19 protein-coding genes are annotated in these 16,433 nt (G+C 36.5%); 18 read left to right on the forward strand and 1 reads right to left on the reverse strand.

The window, feature by feature from the left end; all coding sequences use genetic code 11:
* The first annotated feature begins 229 nt into the window (after positions 1-229).
* The 3 genes from lepA to C1631_RS18505 all read left to right on the forward strand — a co-directional run bounded on the left by lepA (position 230) and on the right by C1631_RS18505 (position 3,771).
* Positions 230-2,026, forward strand: coding sequence for a translation elongation factor 4 (gene lepA / locus C1631_RS18495; RefSeq protein ID WP_103247694.1), 1,797 nt, complete (start codon positions 230-232; stop codon positions 2,024-2,026).
* Positions 2,027-2,160: 134 nt separating this feature from the next.
* A complete protein-coding gene (locus tag C1631_RS18500; protein WP_103247693.1) occupies positions 2,161-2,616 on the forward strand; it encodes a T9SS type A sorting domain-containing protein in 456 nt (151 codons plus the stop codon).
* 9 nt (positions 2,617-2,625) lie between these two features.
* Positions 2,626-3,771 (forward strand): DUF8740 domain-containing protein, encoded by a 1,146-nt coding sequence (locus C1631_RS18505; protein WP_109713669.1) that lies wholly within the window; start codon positions 2,626-2,628, stop codon positions 3,769-3,771.
* 32 nt (positions 3,772-3,803) lie between these two features.
* Here the strand turns inward: C1631_RS18505 and C1631_RS18510 are convergent, their stop codons facing one another.
* Entirely contained in the window at positions 3,804-4,436 is a 633-nt protein-coding gene (locus C1631_RS18510; RefSeq protein WP_103247691.1) for a DUF1579 domain-containing protein, read from the reverse strand.
* 123 nt (positions 4,437-4,559) lie between these two features.
* On the opposite strand from C1631_RS18510, the gene C1631_RS18515 reads away from it, so the two are divergent.
* The 15 genes from C1631_RS18515 to C1631_RS18585 all read left to right on the forward strand — a co-directional run bounded on the left by C1631_RS18515 (position 4,560) and on the right by C1631_RS18585 (position 16,381).
* Positions 4,560-5,255, forward strand: coding sequence for an NUDIX hydrolase (locus C1631_RS18515; RefSeq protein ID WP_103247690.1), 696 nt, complete (start codon positions 4,560-4,562; stop codon positions 5,253-5,255).
* A gap of 334 nt (positions 5,256-5,589) precedes the next feature.
* Positions 5,590-6,132 carry a riboflavin biosynthesis intermediates N-glycosidase gene (ybiA, locus tag C1631_RS18520; protein ID WP_103247688.1) on the forward strand — a complete coding sequence of 181 codons (543 nt, stop codon included), beginning with the start codon at positions 5,590-5,592 and terminating at the stop codon, positions 6,130-6,132.
* 30 nt (positions 6,133-6,162) lie between these two features.
* Positions 6,163-6,708 carry a 2OG-Fe(II) oxygenase gene (locus C1631_RS18525; RefSeq protein WP_103247687.1) on the forward strand — a complete coding sequence of 182 codons (546 nt, stop codon included), beginning with the start codon at positions 6,163-6,165 and terminating at the stop codon, positions 6,706-6,708.
* 77 nt (positions 6,709-6,785) lie between these two features.
* Positions 6,786-7,121 (forward strand): hypothetical protein, encoded by a 336-nt coding sequence (locus C1631_RS18530; protein WP_103247686.1) that lies wholly within the window; start codon positions 6,786-6,788, stop codon positions 7,119-7,121.
* A 2-nt stretch (positions 7,122-7,123) separates the two neighbouring features.
* Positions 7,124-7,978 carry a hypothetical protein gene (locus tag C1631_RS18535; protein WP_109713671.1) on the forward strand — a complete coding sequence of 285 codons (855 nt, stop codon included), beginning with the start codon at positions 7,124-7,126 and terminating at the stop codon, positions 7,976-7,978.
* Positions 7,979-8,040: 62 nt separating this feature from the next.
* Positions 8,041-9,108: an adenylosuccinate synthetase gene (locus C1631_RS18540; protein ID WP_109713673.1), complete on the forward strand. Its 1,068-nt coding sequence runs from the start codon at positions 8,041-8,043 to the stop codon at positions 9,106-9,108.
* Positions 9,109-9,175: 67 nt separating this feature from the next.
* On the forward strand, positions 9,176-9,604 hold the full coding sequence (locus C1631_RS18545; RefSeq protein ID WP_103246747.1) for an ADP-ribosylation/crystallin J1: 429 nt from the start codon (positions 9,176-9,178) through the stop codon (positions 9,602-9,604).
* A 37-nt stretch (positions 9,605-9,641) separates the two neighbouring features.
* Positions 9,642-10,457: a TIGR02452 family protein gene (locus C1631_RS18550; RefSeq protein ID WP_103246748.1), complete on the forward strand. Its 816-nt coding sequence runs from the start codon at positions 9,642-9,644 to the stop codon at positions 10,455-10,457.
* Positions 10,454-11,089: a DUF4291 domain-containing protein gene (locus C1631_RS18555; protein ID WP_103246749.1), complete on the forward strand. Its 636-nt coding sequence runs from the start codon at positions 10,454-10,456 to the stop codon at positions 11,087-11,089. The genes C1631_RS18550 and C1631_RS18555 overlap by 4 nt, the downstream gene beginning before the upstream one ends.
* A gap of 38 nt (positions 11,090-11,127) precedes the next feature.
* Positions 11,128-11,634, forward strand: a complete 507-nt coding sequence (locus C1631_RS18560; protein WP_103246750.1) for an O-acetyl-ADP-ribose deacetylase — start codon at positions 11,128-11,130, stop codon at positions 11,632-11,634.
* A gap of 5 nt (positions 11,635-11,639) precedes the next feature.
* A complete protein-coding gene (locus tag C1631_RS18565; protein WP_103246751.1) occupies positions 11,640-12,326 on the forward strand; it encodes an SIR2 family NAD-dependent protein deacylase in 687 nt (228 codons plus the stop codon).
* Positions 12,326-13,267 carry an ADP-ribosylglycohydrolase family protein gene (locus tag C1631_RS18570; RefSeq protein ID WP_103246752.1) on the forward strand — a complete coding sequence of 314 codons (942 nt, stop codon included), beginning with the start codon at positions 12,326-12,328 and terminating at the stop codon, positions 13,265-13,267. Before C1631_RS18565 ends, C1631_RS18570 begins: the two co-directional genes overlap by 1 nt.
* Before the next feature lie 10 nt (positions 13,268-13,277).
* Positions 13,278-13,820, forward strand: a complete 543-nt coding sequence (locus tag C1631_RS18575; RefSeq protein ID WP_103246753.1) for an RNA 2'-phosphotransferase — start codon at positions 13,278-13,280, stop codon at positions 13,818-13,820.
* Between the two features lie 2 nt (positions 13,821-13,822).
* On the forward strand, positions 13,823-14,551 hold the full coding sequence (locus C1631_RS18580) for a metallophosphoesterase (protein WP_103246754.1): 729 nt from the start codon (positions 13,823-13,825) through the stop codon (positions 14,549-14,551).
* A 105-nt stretch (positions 14,552-14,656) separates the two neighbouring features.
* Entirely contained in the window at positions 14,657-16,381 is a 1,725-nt protein-coding gene (locus C1631_RS18585; protein WP_109713675.1) for a M14 family metallopeptidase, read from the forward strand.
* Positions 16,382-16,433 lie beyond the last annotated feature (52 nt).

Raw genomic sequence — 16,433 nt, forward strand, 5'->3', positions numbered from 1 at the left:
TCACCGATGTCAGTAATGATAGCTGAAAATAACTTCCAGCCTCTTTCTTCCAGCTTCCAACCTTTTATACTCAACTTTCTTAACCCGGGTTCAGGTTAAATAATATCTTTAAAAAAGAGAAAAATTTTGTTTCTTTTCTTATTGTTATCTGTGTTTCAGTTAAAAGAAAAAATTAAGAATGAAAAATTCTCTTGCATTTTCTTATCTTTGCAAATTACAAGATTCTTAAATGAAAAACATACGAAATTTTTGCATAATCGCTCATATCGACCATGGTAAAAGTACCCTGGCAGACCGTCTTTTGGAGTATACGAATACCGTGACCCAAAGAGAATTACAGTCTCAGACGTTAGATGATATGGATTTGGAGAAAGAACGTGGGATTACCATTAAATCTCACGCGATCCAGATGGATTATGAGTATAAAGGCGAAAAATATATTTTAAACCTTATTGATACCCCGGGACACGTAGACTTTTCTTATGAAGTTTCCCGTTCTATTGCTGCTTGTGAAGGAGCCCTTCTTATTGTAGATGCTGCCCAAAGTATTCAGGCGCAAACCATAAGTAACCTTTATTTAGCATTAGAGAATGATTTGACGATTATTCCGATCTTGAATAAAATTGACCTTCCTTCTGCAAATCCTGAAGAAGTAACCGATGAAATTATGAATTTGATTGGTTGTGAATACGAAGATGTATTAAGAGTTTCAGGAAAAACGGGAGAGGGAGTACACAATTTATTAGAACAGATTGTTGAGAGAATCCCGGCTCCGGTTGGAAATCCCGAAGGACCTCTTCAGGCATTGATTTTCGATTCTGTATATAACCCATTCAGAGGAATTGAGGCGTATTTCAAAGTAGTAAATGGAAGTATTTCCAAAAACGAAAAGATTAAATTCTTCGCCACAGGAAAAGAATATGGAGCAGATGAAGTGGGAACATTGAAATTGAAGCAGGTTCCTAAGAAAACAATCCAGTGCGGAGATGTTGGATACCTGGTTTCCGGGATTAAAGATGCCCGTGAAGTAAAAGTAGGAGATACCATTACTTCTTTTGAAAAACCAGCTGAAGGACCAATTGACGGATTTGAAGAAGTAAAACCAATGGTATTTGCCGGTATTTACCCAATTGACTCCGAAGATTTTGAAGAATTGAGATTCTCACTGGAGAAATTAAGATTGAATGACGCTTCTTTGGTTTTCGAACCAGAGAGCTCTGCAGCGCTTGGTTTCGGATTCCGTTGCGGATTCCTGGGAATGCTTCACATGGAAATCGTTCAGGAGCGTCTGGATAGAGAATTCAATATGAACGTTATTACTACGGTACCCAACGTTTCTTATTTCGGATATACTAAAAAAGAACCTGAAGTTCCGATTTTGATTAATAACCCTTCTGAAATGATGGATCCTTCTACCATGGATAGAGTAGAAGAACCTTTCATCAAGGCTTCCATCATTACAAAGTCTGACTTCGTGGGAGCTGTAATGACTCTATGTATTGAGAAGAGAGGAGAGATCGTTAATCAAAGTTATTTAACATCAGAAAGAGTAGAATTGATTTTCAATATGCCTTTGGCAGAAGTTGTATTTGACTTCTATGACAGGTTAAAATCAATCTCTAAAGGATATGCATCATTCGATTACCATCCAATAGGATTCAGGGCTTCCAAGCTTGTTAAAATGGATATCCTGATCAATGGAGATATGGTAGATGCCCTTTCATCTTTGATCCACGATAGTAATGCTTACTACATCGGTAAGAGAATGTGTGAGAAACTACGTGAACTGATCCCAAGACAGCAATTTGATATCGCTGTTCAGGCAGCACTAGGAACCAAGGTTATCGCAAGAGAAACGATCAAAGCCTTAAGAAAAGATGTTACTGCAAAATGTTACGGTGGAGATATTTCCAGAAAACGTAAACTATTGGAAAAACAGAAAGAAGGTAAGAAGAAAATGAAACAGATCGGAAGAGTAGAAGTACCTCAATCTGCGTTCATGGCTGTATTAAAGCTTAATGATTAAAAATCAGATATTTATATATGAAAGACCGGTTTGAGACTGGTCTTTTTTTTTAATGTGGGCTGAGATGGTGAGTCTATCATTAATTTTTTAAAAGATAACCTTCTTTATTTTATATTTGTTTAAAATTAATTTCCATGAAAAAACTTTATGTTCTGGCAGGTTTTCTTGTATCTGCCACCTTCTATTCCCAAAGTCTCATGGGAGGGGTAAACTCCGGAGGAGTGTCCAATAATAATCTTATGTATACAGTGGGTGAGATTTATGTGATCCCTGATGATCCGGATCAGCAGAATTCAGGCACGCTGGGACTTCTTTATCAAACTGTTTTAGATGTTTTAGGAGTGAGTGAGGTCGTGGTAAGCCGTGATAAGGTAAGCGTTTATCCCAATCCTACCGCAGATTATGTTACCCTTAAAATTTCTTCAAAGGAAAAGCCGAAGGAAGCTTCTGTGTATGATCTGTCCGGAAAACTGGTTTTGCATTGCAAAATTAGCAATGACCGTATTGACCTCTCTTCTCTGCTGAAAGGAGTATACCTGCTTACTTTTAAAAATTCAGAATTAAAGCCTATTAAAATCATTAAAAAATAAACGTTCAACATGAAAAAACTATACACTTTTTTATTAGCATTGACGACAGCTGTAGTCTTTGCACAGATTCCTCAGGGATTTACCTATCAGGCCATTGCTTTTAATGCTGCGGGAAGCCCTGTAGCTAACGGAAATGTATCTGTAAGAATCAGTATTTTAAATAATGCGGTTTCAGGAACTAACCTTTATACAGAAACACATTCCAAGACTACGAATTCAAAAGGATTGATTAATTTGAACATAGGGCAGGGAACACCGGTTTCAGGAACATTTTCCGGAATCAACTGGGCGGTAAATTCTAAATTTATTAAAGTGGAAATAGATCCGGCAGGCGGAACCAACTATACCAGCGTAGGAACCAATCAGCTCATGAGTGTCCCTTATGCAATGACAGCATCTAAAATTGATGTTTCTTCCACCGGTTCTTCTATTGGAGAAGATATTACTGAAAGTAAAAGTTCAAATTATTTTTTTACAGACAAATATGATGGTAAAGTATATGTATTGAATTCTAAAACAGGATTATGGTCTCCACAGGCATATAATGTAACGTACACGAATAATAATACAACTCCTGAAGTGATTTCTAAGAGTGGAAATGTTTATTTTACAGACAGATATGATGGAAAAGTCTACATTTACAGTGCAAGAACAGGAGCGTGGACTTCACAAGCGTTCAGTGATGGATATATTAATAACAATAATACAAGTCCTTCATTAACTACTATAACTAATGGAAGCTCTTTGTTTATTGATAAATACGACCATAAAGTATATGTTTTTAATTATACTACTGGTACCTGGTCATCACAGGATTTTAATATAGGGTATACTAATAACAATATAACCCCGACAGTTAATGCTTCAGGAAGTAATTTTGTATTTGTAGATAAATATGAACATAAAGTAAATGTATATAATACCAAAACGATGGAATGGAAATCACAGGAGTTTAATATTACGTATTATAACAATAATTTAAGTGCTCCTGACGTAAGCTCTTCTAACGGAAATTTTTCATTTGCAGATAGATATGACCGAAAGGTATATGTCTTTAATTCCAAAACGGGAAACTGGACCTCACAGCAATATAATGTAGGATACTACAATAACAACTACAGTACTCCCGGTATTCTGTGGTCAGAGACAAACTAACAAAAAAACGCTTCTTATGAAGCGTTTTTCTTTTATTTACGGGTAAATTTTACCTCCATTGTTCTTATGATTTTGCCTGTTTTTGGATCCGGACCGTATATTTCAATAATGTGATGATTATCATCTACAAGAGTATATGTCTCCCTTGCTTCCCACTCTTTTCCAGGTTGCGTAGGATCTGGTATTTTGCCTTTGAAGTTGATTGACTTTGTACTTGGATCCCATTCTCCTTCTGTTAACATAAATCCTGTTCCCATATTGTCGATCAGGCTGCTCACAAATTTTTTCTTTGCCTTATCATAGCCCATCGTCTTTATCGCGTCAAAAGGCATTCCCATAACACTTCCTTTGTAATCGGTAACCAGATAACGGCCCCCTAAAATCATGGTATTGGAACATTCAGATTTACTGATGACCGGCTGTCCTTTGTCTTCTACCCATGTGCTGACATCTGCAGCCCAGTTGCCTTCGATCTTCTCCAATACCTTATGCATGTCCCCCGGACTTCTGAATTCCATCCAGGTCTTAGCTGCTGTAGCAGAATCCAGAGCGTTCCATACGGGCTCTAAAGCTGGATTTTCATGATTGTTTGCCTTTTTTGCTGTTGTTTTTTCACACGCTGTGAAAATAAAAACCAGAGAAAGAGTGGCAAGTAGATTTTTCATAATTGTGTAATTTTATGCGGGTTGTAATACCAGCGCGAAAATATAAATTTTTTATTATTTACAAATTATTTTTTATTGTTATCATAAGTTGTAATTTTGTGTACTCGTAACGCAAATTAGTATATGGAATCTCCAAAGAAATTACAGGATATAAAAGTGGCTGTAGATGCCGTTATTTTCGGATATTTTGATAAAAAAGATCTTCAGATTCTTTTAATTAAAAGAAATATAGAACCATTTAAAGGGGGGTGGGCTCTTCCCGGAGGGCTTGTATTAGATGATGAAAACCTGGATGACGCAGTTAAAAGAGAATTGTATGAAGAAGCGGGGATAAGGCCTGATTTTTTAGAACAACTTTATACATTTGGAAATGTTGGTCGTGATCCACGCAATAGAGTAGTTTCTATAGCTTATTTGGGGTTGGTGAACCCTTCCTATTATGAACTCTTTGCGGACTCTGATGCAGATGATGCCCAATGGTTCAGTATTAATACACTTCCTTCAGTTGCGTTTGATCATAAAAATATCATTGATATTGCCTTAAAGAGACTTCGAACAAAAATACAATATCAACCTATCGGGTTTAATCTTCTTAACGAAGAATTTCCCTTTTCAGATCTGGAAAATCTTTATAAAACAATTGTTGGACAGGAGATTGATCGCAGAAATTTCCGGAAAAAAATTATGAGTTACGGATTGCTTAATGAGACCAACAATGTTAAAAAAGAAGGGAGTGGAAGACCAGGCAAGTTGTTTACCTTCAATCAGGAAAAATATAAAGAACTGGAAGAGCAGGGATTTTATTTTGAAATCAAATAAGTCTTTAACCAGAAATTATACGTCTTACACGAATAATCAAAGATGTGTTTGCTAAGACATTAAGAAATACCGGGAAGCAACTTAGAATAGAAAATAATCAAACTATATCTTCAATAAAAACGGTTTTTAGTCCGTTTTTTTATGCGAAAACATTTCTAAAGGATTGGCCAAATTTAATCCCTATATTAGTTTTAGCTCAAAAATATACTTTGGTTCTTGTATTAAATTTCAATATTGATAATCAGTCATTTACATTTTTTAGTGTAAAATTAACACAAATAAATTTGGTTAGTAAAATGATATTCTTTTAAATTTGTGTAAAAATAACACAATAATGAAATACACCCTACAAAATATTACAGAGAGGTTTCAGAAGAAGGAAAAAATAAAATTTCTCTTTTTCTGGGGGCATCGTGTAAAAGATGAGATTACCAAATCATGCTTCAGTCAGTGGTTTCCAATAAGGTTTGAAGAAGACGGAGTGATATACAAAACCGCTGAACATTATATGATGGCCGGAAAAGCAAAACTATTTAATGATCAGGAGATATTTGAAAAAATATTGGAATCAGCTACTCCGAACCAGGCAAAAAATTTAGGAAGAAAAGTCAAAAATTTTGATCCTAAAATCTGGGATGAACATAAGTATGAGTTGGTAAAAAAAGGAAATCTTTTAAAATTTTCTCAGAGTGCAAAATGTAAAGAATTTCTTTTGTCAACCTGTGATAAAATCCTTGTAGAAGCCAGCCCGTATGATAGAATCTGGGGAATCGGAATGCTCGAAACTGATACCAGGGCAGAAAATCCTTTACTATGGAATGGAGAAAACCTTTTAGGATTTGCTTTAATGGAAGTAAGGGACGAGTTGAGAAGGTAAAAACACAAGAAGTAACACAAAATAGAAATTATGGAAAAGATAGAACTACATCCACAAATATTCCTGATCGAAGATTTTCTGACAGAGAATGAATGTGATCAATACATCAGTCTTTCCATGGGAAAAGGTTTTGAAGAAGCAAAAGTCAGTGTTCATGGGCAACAACTAATGAATAAAGGGGTCAGGAATAACGACCGCCTGATGATTTTTGATAATAATCTCGCAGAGGGGCTTTTTAAAAGAGCAACAGAGTTTCTTCCTCCCAAACATGAAGGTCTTTCATTGTTGAATTTTAATGAAATGTTCAGGGTGTATAAGTATTCGGAAGGGCAACGATTTAAAATGCACAGAGATGGAAGTTTTATCCGAAACGAAAAAGAAAAAAGTTTCTATACATTCCTGATCTATCTCAACGATGACTTCGAAGGAGGTGAGACCGAGTTTGAAAACTTATTTACGATTGTCCCTAAAAAAGGAACTGCCCTTGTTTTTTATCATCCGTTAAGACATGAAGGAAAAGCTTTAATCAGTGGACTGAAATATGTTTTAAGAACAGATGTAATGTATTCTCTTTAAAATAAAGTGAAGAGAATAATGCATAAACATGTCATTTTTAATTAGCGTAATAATAACGCAAATACATTCGCCAAAGTATGGAAAATGAAATAAAACCCAGATTTATCGAATCATTGCAAAGAAACAATGATCAGATCAGAGAAGACCGTGCCCGCATCATCGGAGAAGATTCAGAATTGATCTACATGCGCAGGGTGGAAGACATTGCATTAATGATTAAAAGAATTGAGCGTGAACAGGAAGGGCTTATAGACATCAGCCCTTTGGACAGAAACAGTTTGACATTCACGGATTTCAACTCCGAAACATTTGTTCAGAAGGATATGGAACTATCATTAACCCTAAGGAATCTGAACATACAATTAGAAGTGACCAGAAAAAGATTTGAATATTTATTTGGAAAAAAATTATAGGTATGGGAAGTACAAGATACGATATAGACGCTCGTTATGACAGAGCGAGAAAAGCAGGTTACGGAACAAAATCTGCAGGAGAAATTTTCACCCAGAATGCCAAAAGAATGGCTCATGAATCAATGAATCCTCAGGGAATTTCTTTTAGAGAATCCAGAGATTCAGAAATGCATCCGAACTCTATTCCCATTATTCTGGGATTGGATGTCACCGGAAGTATGGGGCATATTCCTTATGAATTGATCAGAGAAGGGTTACCTAAATTGATGGGAGGAATCATCCAGGGAGGAGTTCCGGATCCGGCATTGTTATTCCTGGGAATCGGAGACCATGAATGTGATGGCTATCCGCTTCAGGTGGGACAGTTTGAGTCAGGAGATGCAGAACTGGATATGTGGCTTACCCGCACTTATATTGAATCCGGAGGAGGAGGCAACGCAGGGGAAAGCTATCTTTTAGCCTGGTATTTTGCCGCCTTTCACACCAGAACAGATGCCTTTGAAAAAAGAAATCAAAAAGGACTCCTTTTCACAGTTGGTGATGAGCCGTGTTTAAAAGTACTGCCGGCTTCAGCGATCAGAGAAATTATGGGCACCGGACAACAAACCTATACCCATTTCGAATTGCTTGAAGAAGCTAAGAAGAAATATGAAGTATATCACATCAGTGTTTTACATTCAGATCAGGCAATCAGAGCAGACAGAGGTTGGAAGGAGCTGTTAGGACAAAATTGTATATCAATAGAGGATCATAGAGAAATCCCGGATGTTATTAAAGGTATTATCTGCGATAAGTTCAAAAATAAAACTTTTAAAACAACCAATCCGGAGGATTTAGGCCCGGCTCAAATGCTTTAATTTATCAAATCATAAATAGGCTGGGCGTTGGAAATTGGATTAAAAATTAAATAGCTGTAAAAATGAAAAAGGCACAAATAGTTATAGGATTAGGTTTTGGTGATGAAGGAAAAGGAATCACTACAGATTTTCTGGCTTCTCAAAATCCGGAGGCGATGGTAATCCGGTTTTTAGGAGGCCAGCAAGCCGCCCATACAGTGATGATTGATGATAAAAAGCATATACATTCAAGCTATGCAAGCGGGGCACTTCGTGGATTACCTTCTTATTTTACAGAACATTGCACTGTTCATCCGGTTTTTCTTCTGAATGAAAGAAAGGAGTTAATGACAAAACGAGGTAATACTGAACTGCATATTCACCCACTAGCGAAGGTTACCACTCCTTTCGATGTATGGCAGAACAGAACCAATGCAAGAAATCTGGAACACGGAACCTGTGGAAAAGGTATAGGAGCAACCATGAAAAGACATGAAAGTCCTTATAAACTATTTGCCATAGACCTTATTGCACCTAGAGAAATGCTGATGGAAAAGCTGAAAGGAATTGCCTATTACTATGGCTTTGCAGATGAAAAAGAAGTTGATGAACTATTACTCCCTTTTTTAGAAGCTATTGACAGCATTGATTGGAAAATAAATGATTATACCTGGCTTGCTTCATTCAATCACCTTATTTTTGAAGGCAGCCAGGGTATTTTACTCGATATGGATCATGGTGTTTTTCCCAATGTGACCTATGCTCATACCACTTCAAAAAATGCCTACGAAATCTGTAAGCTTTTAAAAATTGAAGACATTGAAATGTATTATGTCACAAGAAGCTATGCTACCCGTCATGGAAACGGCTGGATGAGTAATGAAAAGGAGATCGTTTTAAAAAATAATGATGAAGAAACCTGTATCTTTAATGAATATCAGAAAGAACTGAGGTTTGGAAATTTAGATTACCAATTGCTGAATTATGCTTTAAAACTGGATGCTGCTTATGGATGCTCAACAAAAAAGAATCTGGTAGTAACCTGCATGGATCAGATTGATGAAAAATTTGAAGTAGAAAATCTTGATGTGGAATTTGATGCGGTATACGGATCTTATTCTCCTTATTCAAAAGATTTCCGAAAGCTTTAGGAAAAGCGTCAATACTTAAATAAAGGATAAATGATGATTTTGATAATGATTAAAAATTAAAATAACCATGAAAACAACAAAACTATATAGGCCCGTAGGAGAAAAAGAAATGATCCTGATTATCAACGACGGATACAAAACATTTCCTCCCAGATTAGAATGGCAACCTATTTTTTATCCTGTTCTCGATGTAAATTACGCTTCGGAAATTGCTGAAAAATGGAATACCAGAGATGAATTTGGCAACTTTCTGGGATTTGTAACTGAATTTGAAGTAATAAAAGAAGTTGCAGACCAATATCCGGCACAGAATGTAGGAGCAAGAAATCACAATGAATTGTGGGTGCCCTCTAAAGAGCTGGAAAGCTTTAACAAGGCGATTGTAGGAAAAATAAAAGTGATAAAACTATTTGTAGGAAATGATTTTAAAGGATCTTCCAATCATGAAATAGAAAGTCTGGTAAAGACTTTAAAAACAACCGCTGCAGATTCATAGAAATGATTCATGTATTTGTGGCTCAAAAGAACGAATTATGACAAACAAAGGAATGGCAAAAGATACTTTAGATATCCTTGCTAAAAAATATTATATTAACGATCATAACGAGAAAATAAATATAGAAAACGAGCTGGAAATCAGTAAAAAAGAAACCGCTCTTTTTACTCCGGAACAGCTTTCAGAAATGGTAGAATTTCCACTTCCGGAAACTACTTTTGAAACACAGTTTGAAACAAGGAACTGCAGTTCTTTAAAAGCAATCTTAGAATTAACTGAAGAAGAAAATCAGGAAAAAATCATGTGTCTGAACTTCGCTTCAGCAAAAAATCCCGGAGGTGGCTTTATCAACGGTGCGGAAGCACAGGAGGAAAGCCTGGCTAGAACTTCTGGATTGTATGAAAGTCTGCTTCAGGCCTGGGATTATTACACGATTCACCGCGCAATGGAATCCTGTTTTTATACAGACACGATGATTTACAGCCCTAAAGTTCCGGTTTTCAGGAAGGATAAAGGGGAATTGCTTGACAAACCTGTTCTGTGCAATTTCATCACTTCTCCGGCAGTCAATGCAGGTGTGGTACAACGTCAGGAACCGGAAAAATTTAATGAGGTACTGAACACGATGGATATCAGAATGGATAAAATGCTTTCGCTTGCTTTACATCAGGGAAATGAAGTCCTGATTTTAGGAGCCTGGGGATGTGGCGTTTTCAAAAATAATCCGGAAGATATTGCAGAACTATTTAAGAAATATCTTCATGGTAAGTATAAAAATAAATTTAAAAAAGTTGTTTTTGCAGTTCTTACGAAAAAAGAGGAAATGATAAAGCCATTTGAAAAAATACAATGAAAATTGAGTTAAAAAAATATAATGAACAACTACTGGAATGGCCGGAAGAGGGCTATCACATTATGGCCCAGTATGATGATGAAAAAATAATTGTTTATCAGTCATATAAAAAAAGCATAGGAGAATTTGCTGTTAAAAATCAATATTTTGGTGTTGGGTTCAATATGGAAAGAATGACCTGGATCAAACCCAATTTTCTTTGGATGATGTACCGGAATGGTTGGGGCAGAAAAGAAGATCAGGAATATGTTCTGGCTATTCACCTAAAAAAGAAAGCTTTTAGAAAATATCTGGAAAATGCTGTATACTCTTCCTATAGTAAAAGCTTAGGGATTTCGAAAGATGAGTGGCAGAACCAAATTAAAAAATCTTCAGTGAGATTACAATGGGACCCGGATCATGATCCTTTTGGAAATAAAGTAAGTCGAAAGGCAATACAAATTGGGTTGCGAAATGAATTTAGCCATTCTTTTACGAAAGATGATATTATTTTAATTGAAAATATTTCAGATTTTGTTCAGGAACAGCATAAGTTTGTCATCAATGATGACTTGGAAAACTTACTCATCCCAAAAGAATATCCGCTGTTATTTGATAACGAAGATCTAAATAGAAAATTAAGATTAATATAAAATGGGATTCTTTCATTAAAAAAACCAATACAAGCATTATGAAAATTGAATTAATAAAAGGTGACATTACCAAAATTGAAGCCGACGCTATTGTCAATGCTGCTAATTCTTCCTTATTAGGAGGTGGAGGGGTAGACGTAGCCATTCATCGTGCCGGAGGAGTAGAGATATTGGAAGAATGCAAAGAAATAAGAAACCGACAGGGTAAATGCAAAACAGGAGAAGCTGTAGTAACTACTGGTGGAAATCTCCCTTCAAAATATGTCATTCACACCGTTGGTCCGGTTTGGAACGATGATGAAGAAAGGTGTTGCGGGTTGTTGTCAAATTGCTATATTAATTCATTAAAGCTTGCGGAAAGCCTGGGTATAAAAACAATTGCTTTTCCCAATATCAGTACCGGGATTTATAGATTTCCAAAAGAACTGGCAGCACAAATTGCTGTTAACGCAGTGAAAAATTTTCAGCCAGAGACTATTGAGAAAGCTATTTTTGTATGTTTTGATGATGAAAATGAAATGATTTACAGAAAATTAATAGACTAGAAGCAATGAAAAAACTAACCATATTAAGCGGCGCAGGAATCAGTGCCGAAAGCGGAATACAAACCTTCAGAGATGGTGACGGTCTCTGGGAAAATCATAATGTAACAGATGTAGCCAGCCCGGAAGGATGGAGAAAAGACAGAGCATTGGTCTTGGAATTTTACAACCAGAGAAGACGCCAGCTGCATGAAGTACAACCCAACGAAGCTCATCACTTATTGGCAGAACTGGAAAAACATTTCAAGGTACAGATTATTACCCAGAATATTGATGACCTTCACGAAAGAGCAGGATCTACCAATATTCTACACATTCATGGAGAACTGTTCAAATCATGTTCATGCAACAATAAACACCTGATCTATGAACAAAAGGATGATATTAATATCGGAGATAAAGCAGAAGATGGAGCTCAGTTGAGGCCTTTTATTGTCTGGTTTGGAGAAGATGTTCCTTTATATCAGACTGCAAGGGAAATCGTAAAAGAAGCAGATATTTTACTGGTAATCGGAACTTCTTTACAGGTGTATCCTGCTGCCGGATTAATTCATGATATTAAAGATGATTGTCTTTTAATTGTCATTAACCCTAATGAAACAGGATTTGGATACGGGCAGAGAGCTGTTGTCATGAAAGAAACTGCAACTCAGGGTATGAAGCTGTTGTTTGATAAACTGGTCAATCTTGCCTGATGGAAAATAAAGTGAAAGCAGGAATATTTGGAGTTTGTATTGGAGATGCTCTCGGTGTTCCGGTAGAGTTTAAAAGCAGGGATTATTTGAAACGTTTTCCTGTTATAAACATGCAGGAATTTGGATCACATCAGCAACCCAAAGGAACCTGGAGTGATGATAGTTCATTAACCTTCTGCCTTGCGGAAGAATTGACTAAAGGTTACGATTTGGAAAAGATCGGCCAAAGTTTTGTGAAATGGGTCAAATACGGTCATTGGACAGCACACGGAAGACTTTTTGATATTGGGGGTACTACAAGAGAAACCATTGGAAGACTGATCAAAGGGGAAAGTGCCCGGTTTTCCGGAAACATTTTTGAAGAAGATAATGGAAATGGTTCTCTGATGAGAATCCTTCCGCTGGCTTTTTATCTTAAAGATGAAGAAAATCCTGAAAAGCTATATCAAACTGTTAAAGAAGTCTCAACCATCACCCATGGGCATTTCCGATCCGTTTTTGCCTGTCTTATCTATGTGATTTTTGCGATTCAACTGATAAAAAATAAAAATAAAACAGAAGCCTATACGTCTATGCAGGAAATAGTTTTGGAATATGCAGAAAAACAATGGTTTAGCTTAAGTGAGATTGAGCTTTTCCAAAGAATATTAAAAAATGATATTTCAAATTATTCCGAAGATAAAATTGCAAGCGGAGGATATGTCTTACACAGTCTGGAAGCCTCTTTATGGTGTTTTTTAAACTCAGATTGCTATTCTGAAGCAGTATTAAAAGCAGTTAATTTAGGCGAAGACACCGATACCACAGCTGCCATTACGGGAGGATTAGCAGGAATCTATTATGGATTTGAAAATATTCCTAAGGAATGGATTGATGTGTTGGTGAGAAAAGATGATATTGAAGTATTGTGTGATAAATTAAACGATAAATTATTAAAATAAAACACTAACCATGAACGAAATAGAAAAGAAAAAAATAAGTAAATTTTTAAGCCTTATTTTGAGGCACCAACCGGAAAGTATCGGATTAATATTGGATGAAAATGGCTGGGCAGATGTAGAGGAGCTGAGAACAAAATCAGCGAAAAAGAGAGTGCATTTTTCCTTAGAGGAATTAGATGAGGTCGTAGAAACGAATAACAAAAAACGTTTTGCTTTTAATGATGACAAAACAAAAATCAGGGCAAGCCAGGGGCATTCAATCGAAATTGACCTTGCTTTAGTGGCACAGCAACCTCCTGATTTTTTATATCATGGAACCGCAGAGAGTAATATTTCTTCAATTTTAGATAAAGGCATCGAAAAAAGAACCCGACAACATGTACACTTAAGTGCTGATAAAGAGACTGCTACAAAGGTAGGAATGAGGCACGGGAAACCGGTAATACTCACAATCAGAACCGGAAAGATGCATAATGACGGATTATCTTTCTATCTTTCTGCCAACGGAGTCTGGCTGACTGATTTTGTTGATGCACAATATATTTCAAAATAAAAATGAACAGAACATTAGTTATAGGTGACATTCACGGAGGGTGTAAAGCATTACAGCAAGCGATCGAACGCGCTGAAGTAACCTCCGGAGACCGGTTGATTTTTCTGGGAGATTATGTGGACGGATGGAGTGAATCTTCTGAAGTGATCCGGTATTTAATCGAAATATCAAAGACACAGGACTGTATTTTCATCAAAGGAAATCATGATGCGTGGTGTGAAGACTGGTTATCGGCTGAACAAGCGCCTGATATGTGGCTTTTAAGCGGAGGAAAAAGGACCGTGGAAAGCTATGCAGGATATTCATCGGAAGAAATGAATGTCCATCTTGAGTTTTTTCAAAGGATGAAAAACTATTACGTTGACGATCAGAACAAGTTGTTTATTCATGCCGGATTTGCGTCTATGCACGGACCACAGAAAGAAGTATATTCCAGCAATTATCGCTGGGACAGAACGCTTTGGGAAACAGCTGTTGCGATGGATAAAAAATTGACGAAAAATTCGGAGCTATATCCTAAGAGGTTTCTTTTGTATAATGAAATATATATCGGGCATACTCCTACAATCGAAATCGGAATAACAACTCCCGCTCATAAGGCCAATATCTGGAATATGGATACGGGCGCCGCTTATACCGGAGCCTTGTCTATCATGGACATTGATACCAAAGAATTCTGGCAAAGTGATCCCCTACCATCCTTATATCCCAATGAAAATGGAAGAAATTAATCAGGTATAAAGCAAATAACATTAGTAGTACATTGGCTTTTTACTTTTTTACTTTTGTACCAGAGCGAGATTAATTAATTTTAAAGTCTGAAAAATATGACTTCCATGAAATTGAAATGTGTCTTACTCTCGTTATGTTCAAGCTTGATTTTTGCCCAAAAACCGTATCAAACCCCTTTTGAAAAAGGAAATGGAAATCAAACGGTTACCTATGATGAAATGAATGCCTATTATCAGGATCTTGCAAAGAACTTCAATACCATTCAATATAGTAAGAAAGGGGAAGACGATAACGGAAAACCAATTTATGTAGTCGTTTATAATCCTTTTCCTGAAAAAAACCTTGACAAACTGAGAAAAAATAAGGCGATTCTCTTTGTTAATAATGGGATCCATCCGGGAGAACCGGACGGAATTGATGCGACCATGATGTTGATGAGAGATCTGGCCACCAAAAAGATTCAAACGCCACAGAATTTTATTATTGCAGCTATCTCAGCTTATAATATCAGCGGGATGCTCAACAGAGGTTCCCATTCAAGAGCCAATCAGAATGGTCCCGAACAGTATGGATTCAGAGGAAATGCAAGAAACTATGATCTGAACCGTGATTTTATAAAGGCAGATTCTAAAAATGCCAGGAGCTTTCAGGAAATCTATCAGTGGCTGAAACCGGATGTGTTTATAGATAATCATGTAAGCAATGGCGCTGATTATCAATATACATTTACCTATATCTCAACCTTTAAAGAACGTTTGGGAAATACACTGGGAGCTTATTTCTATGATGATTACCAGGCAAAAAATCTTGACGATATGAAGAAGCTTGGATATGAAAGCACCCCGTATGTAAATATTCACGGAGATGTTCCTGAAATTGGTTTTGCTGCCTTTGAAGACTCACCGAGATATTCTACAGGCTATACTTCCCTTTTCAACTCTTTGGGAACAGTTCCGGAAACGCATATGCTGAAACCCTATGATAAAAGAGTAGATGCTACTTACAAGTATATGCTGGTTAATCTTAAGAATCTTGATAAGGACTATCTCAAAATCAAGCAGCTTCGTGTGGATAACCTTAAGCAGTATCAGGCCGGAAAGCAATATGGAATCCGTTGGAAAATTGATTCAACCAAGTTCTCTACAATGGATTTTAAAGGATATGAAGGACAATATAAACCCAGCGAAATTTCAGGAAAGCCAAGACTGTATTATGATAGAAATAAACCTTTTACGAAAAGCATAAAACTATTTACCACAGCTGTTCCTACAGGCTATATCAATATCCCGAAATACTATATGATTCCGCAGTCTCAGTATAAGGTGATTGAAGAATTCAAAAGAAATCAGATTCAGATGAAGCCATTGCAAAGAGACAGCACTATTACGATCGAATCATACAAGATCAAAGATTTTAAAACAGTAAAAAACCCTTATGAAGGACACTATCTGCATTATGAAACAACGGTCGACAGCTCACATAAGAATATGAATTTCCAGGCGGGAGACTATATCGTTTCTACCAATCAGCCCGGAGTAAAATATATCATCGAAACCCTTGAACCTGAGGCATTAGACTCATTTTTTAACTGGAACTTCTTTGATGGGATTCTCGCGCAGAAAGAATATTATTCAGCTTATATTTTCGAAGATACTGCCGCTGAGCTGCTTAAAAAAGATAAAGGATTAAAAGAGGCTTTTGAAGCAGCAAAAGCATCAGATAAAAAGATGGCTGAGGACGCACAAGCACAATTGGATTGGATATATAAACATTCTCCGTATTTTGAAGAAAAAACATTCAGACAGTATCCTGTTTACAGAGTTTTGTAATATGTTGACATTCTGTTTATAAACTAAAAAAAGCGTTTCATTTGAAACGCTT

The sequence above is a fragment of the Chryseobacterium phosphatilyticum genome, assembly GCF_002899825.2.
Classification (GTDB): domain Bacteria; phylum Bacteroidota; class Bacteroidia; order Flavobacteriales; family Weeksellaceae; genus Chryseobacterium; species Chryseobacterium phosphatilyticum.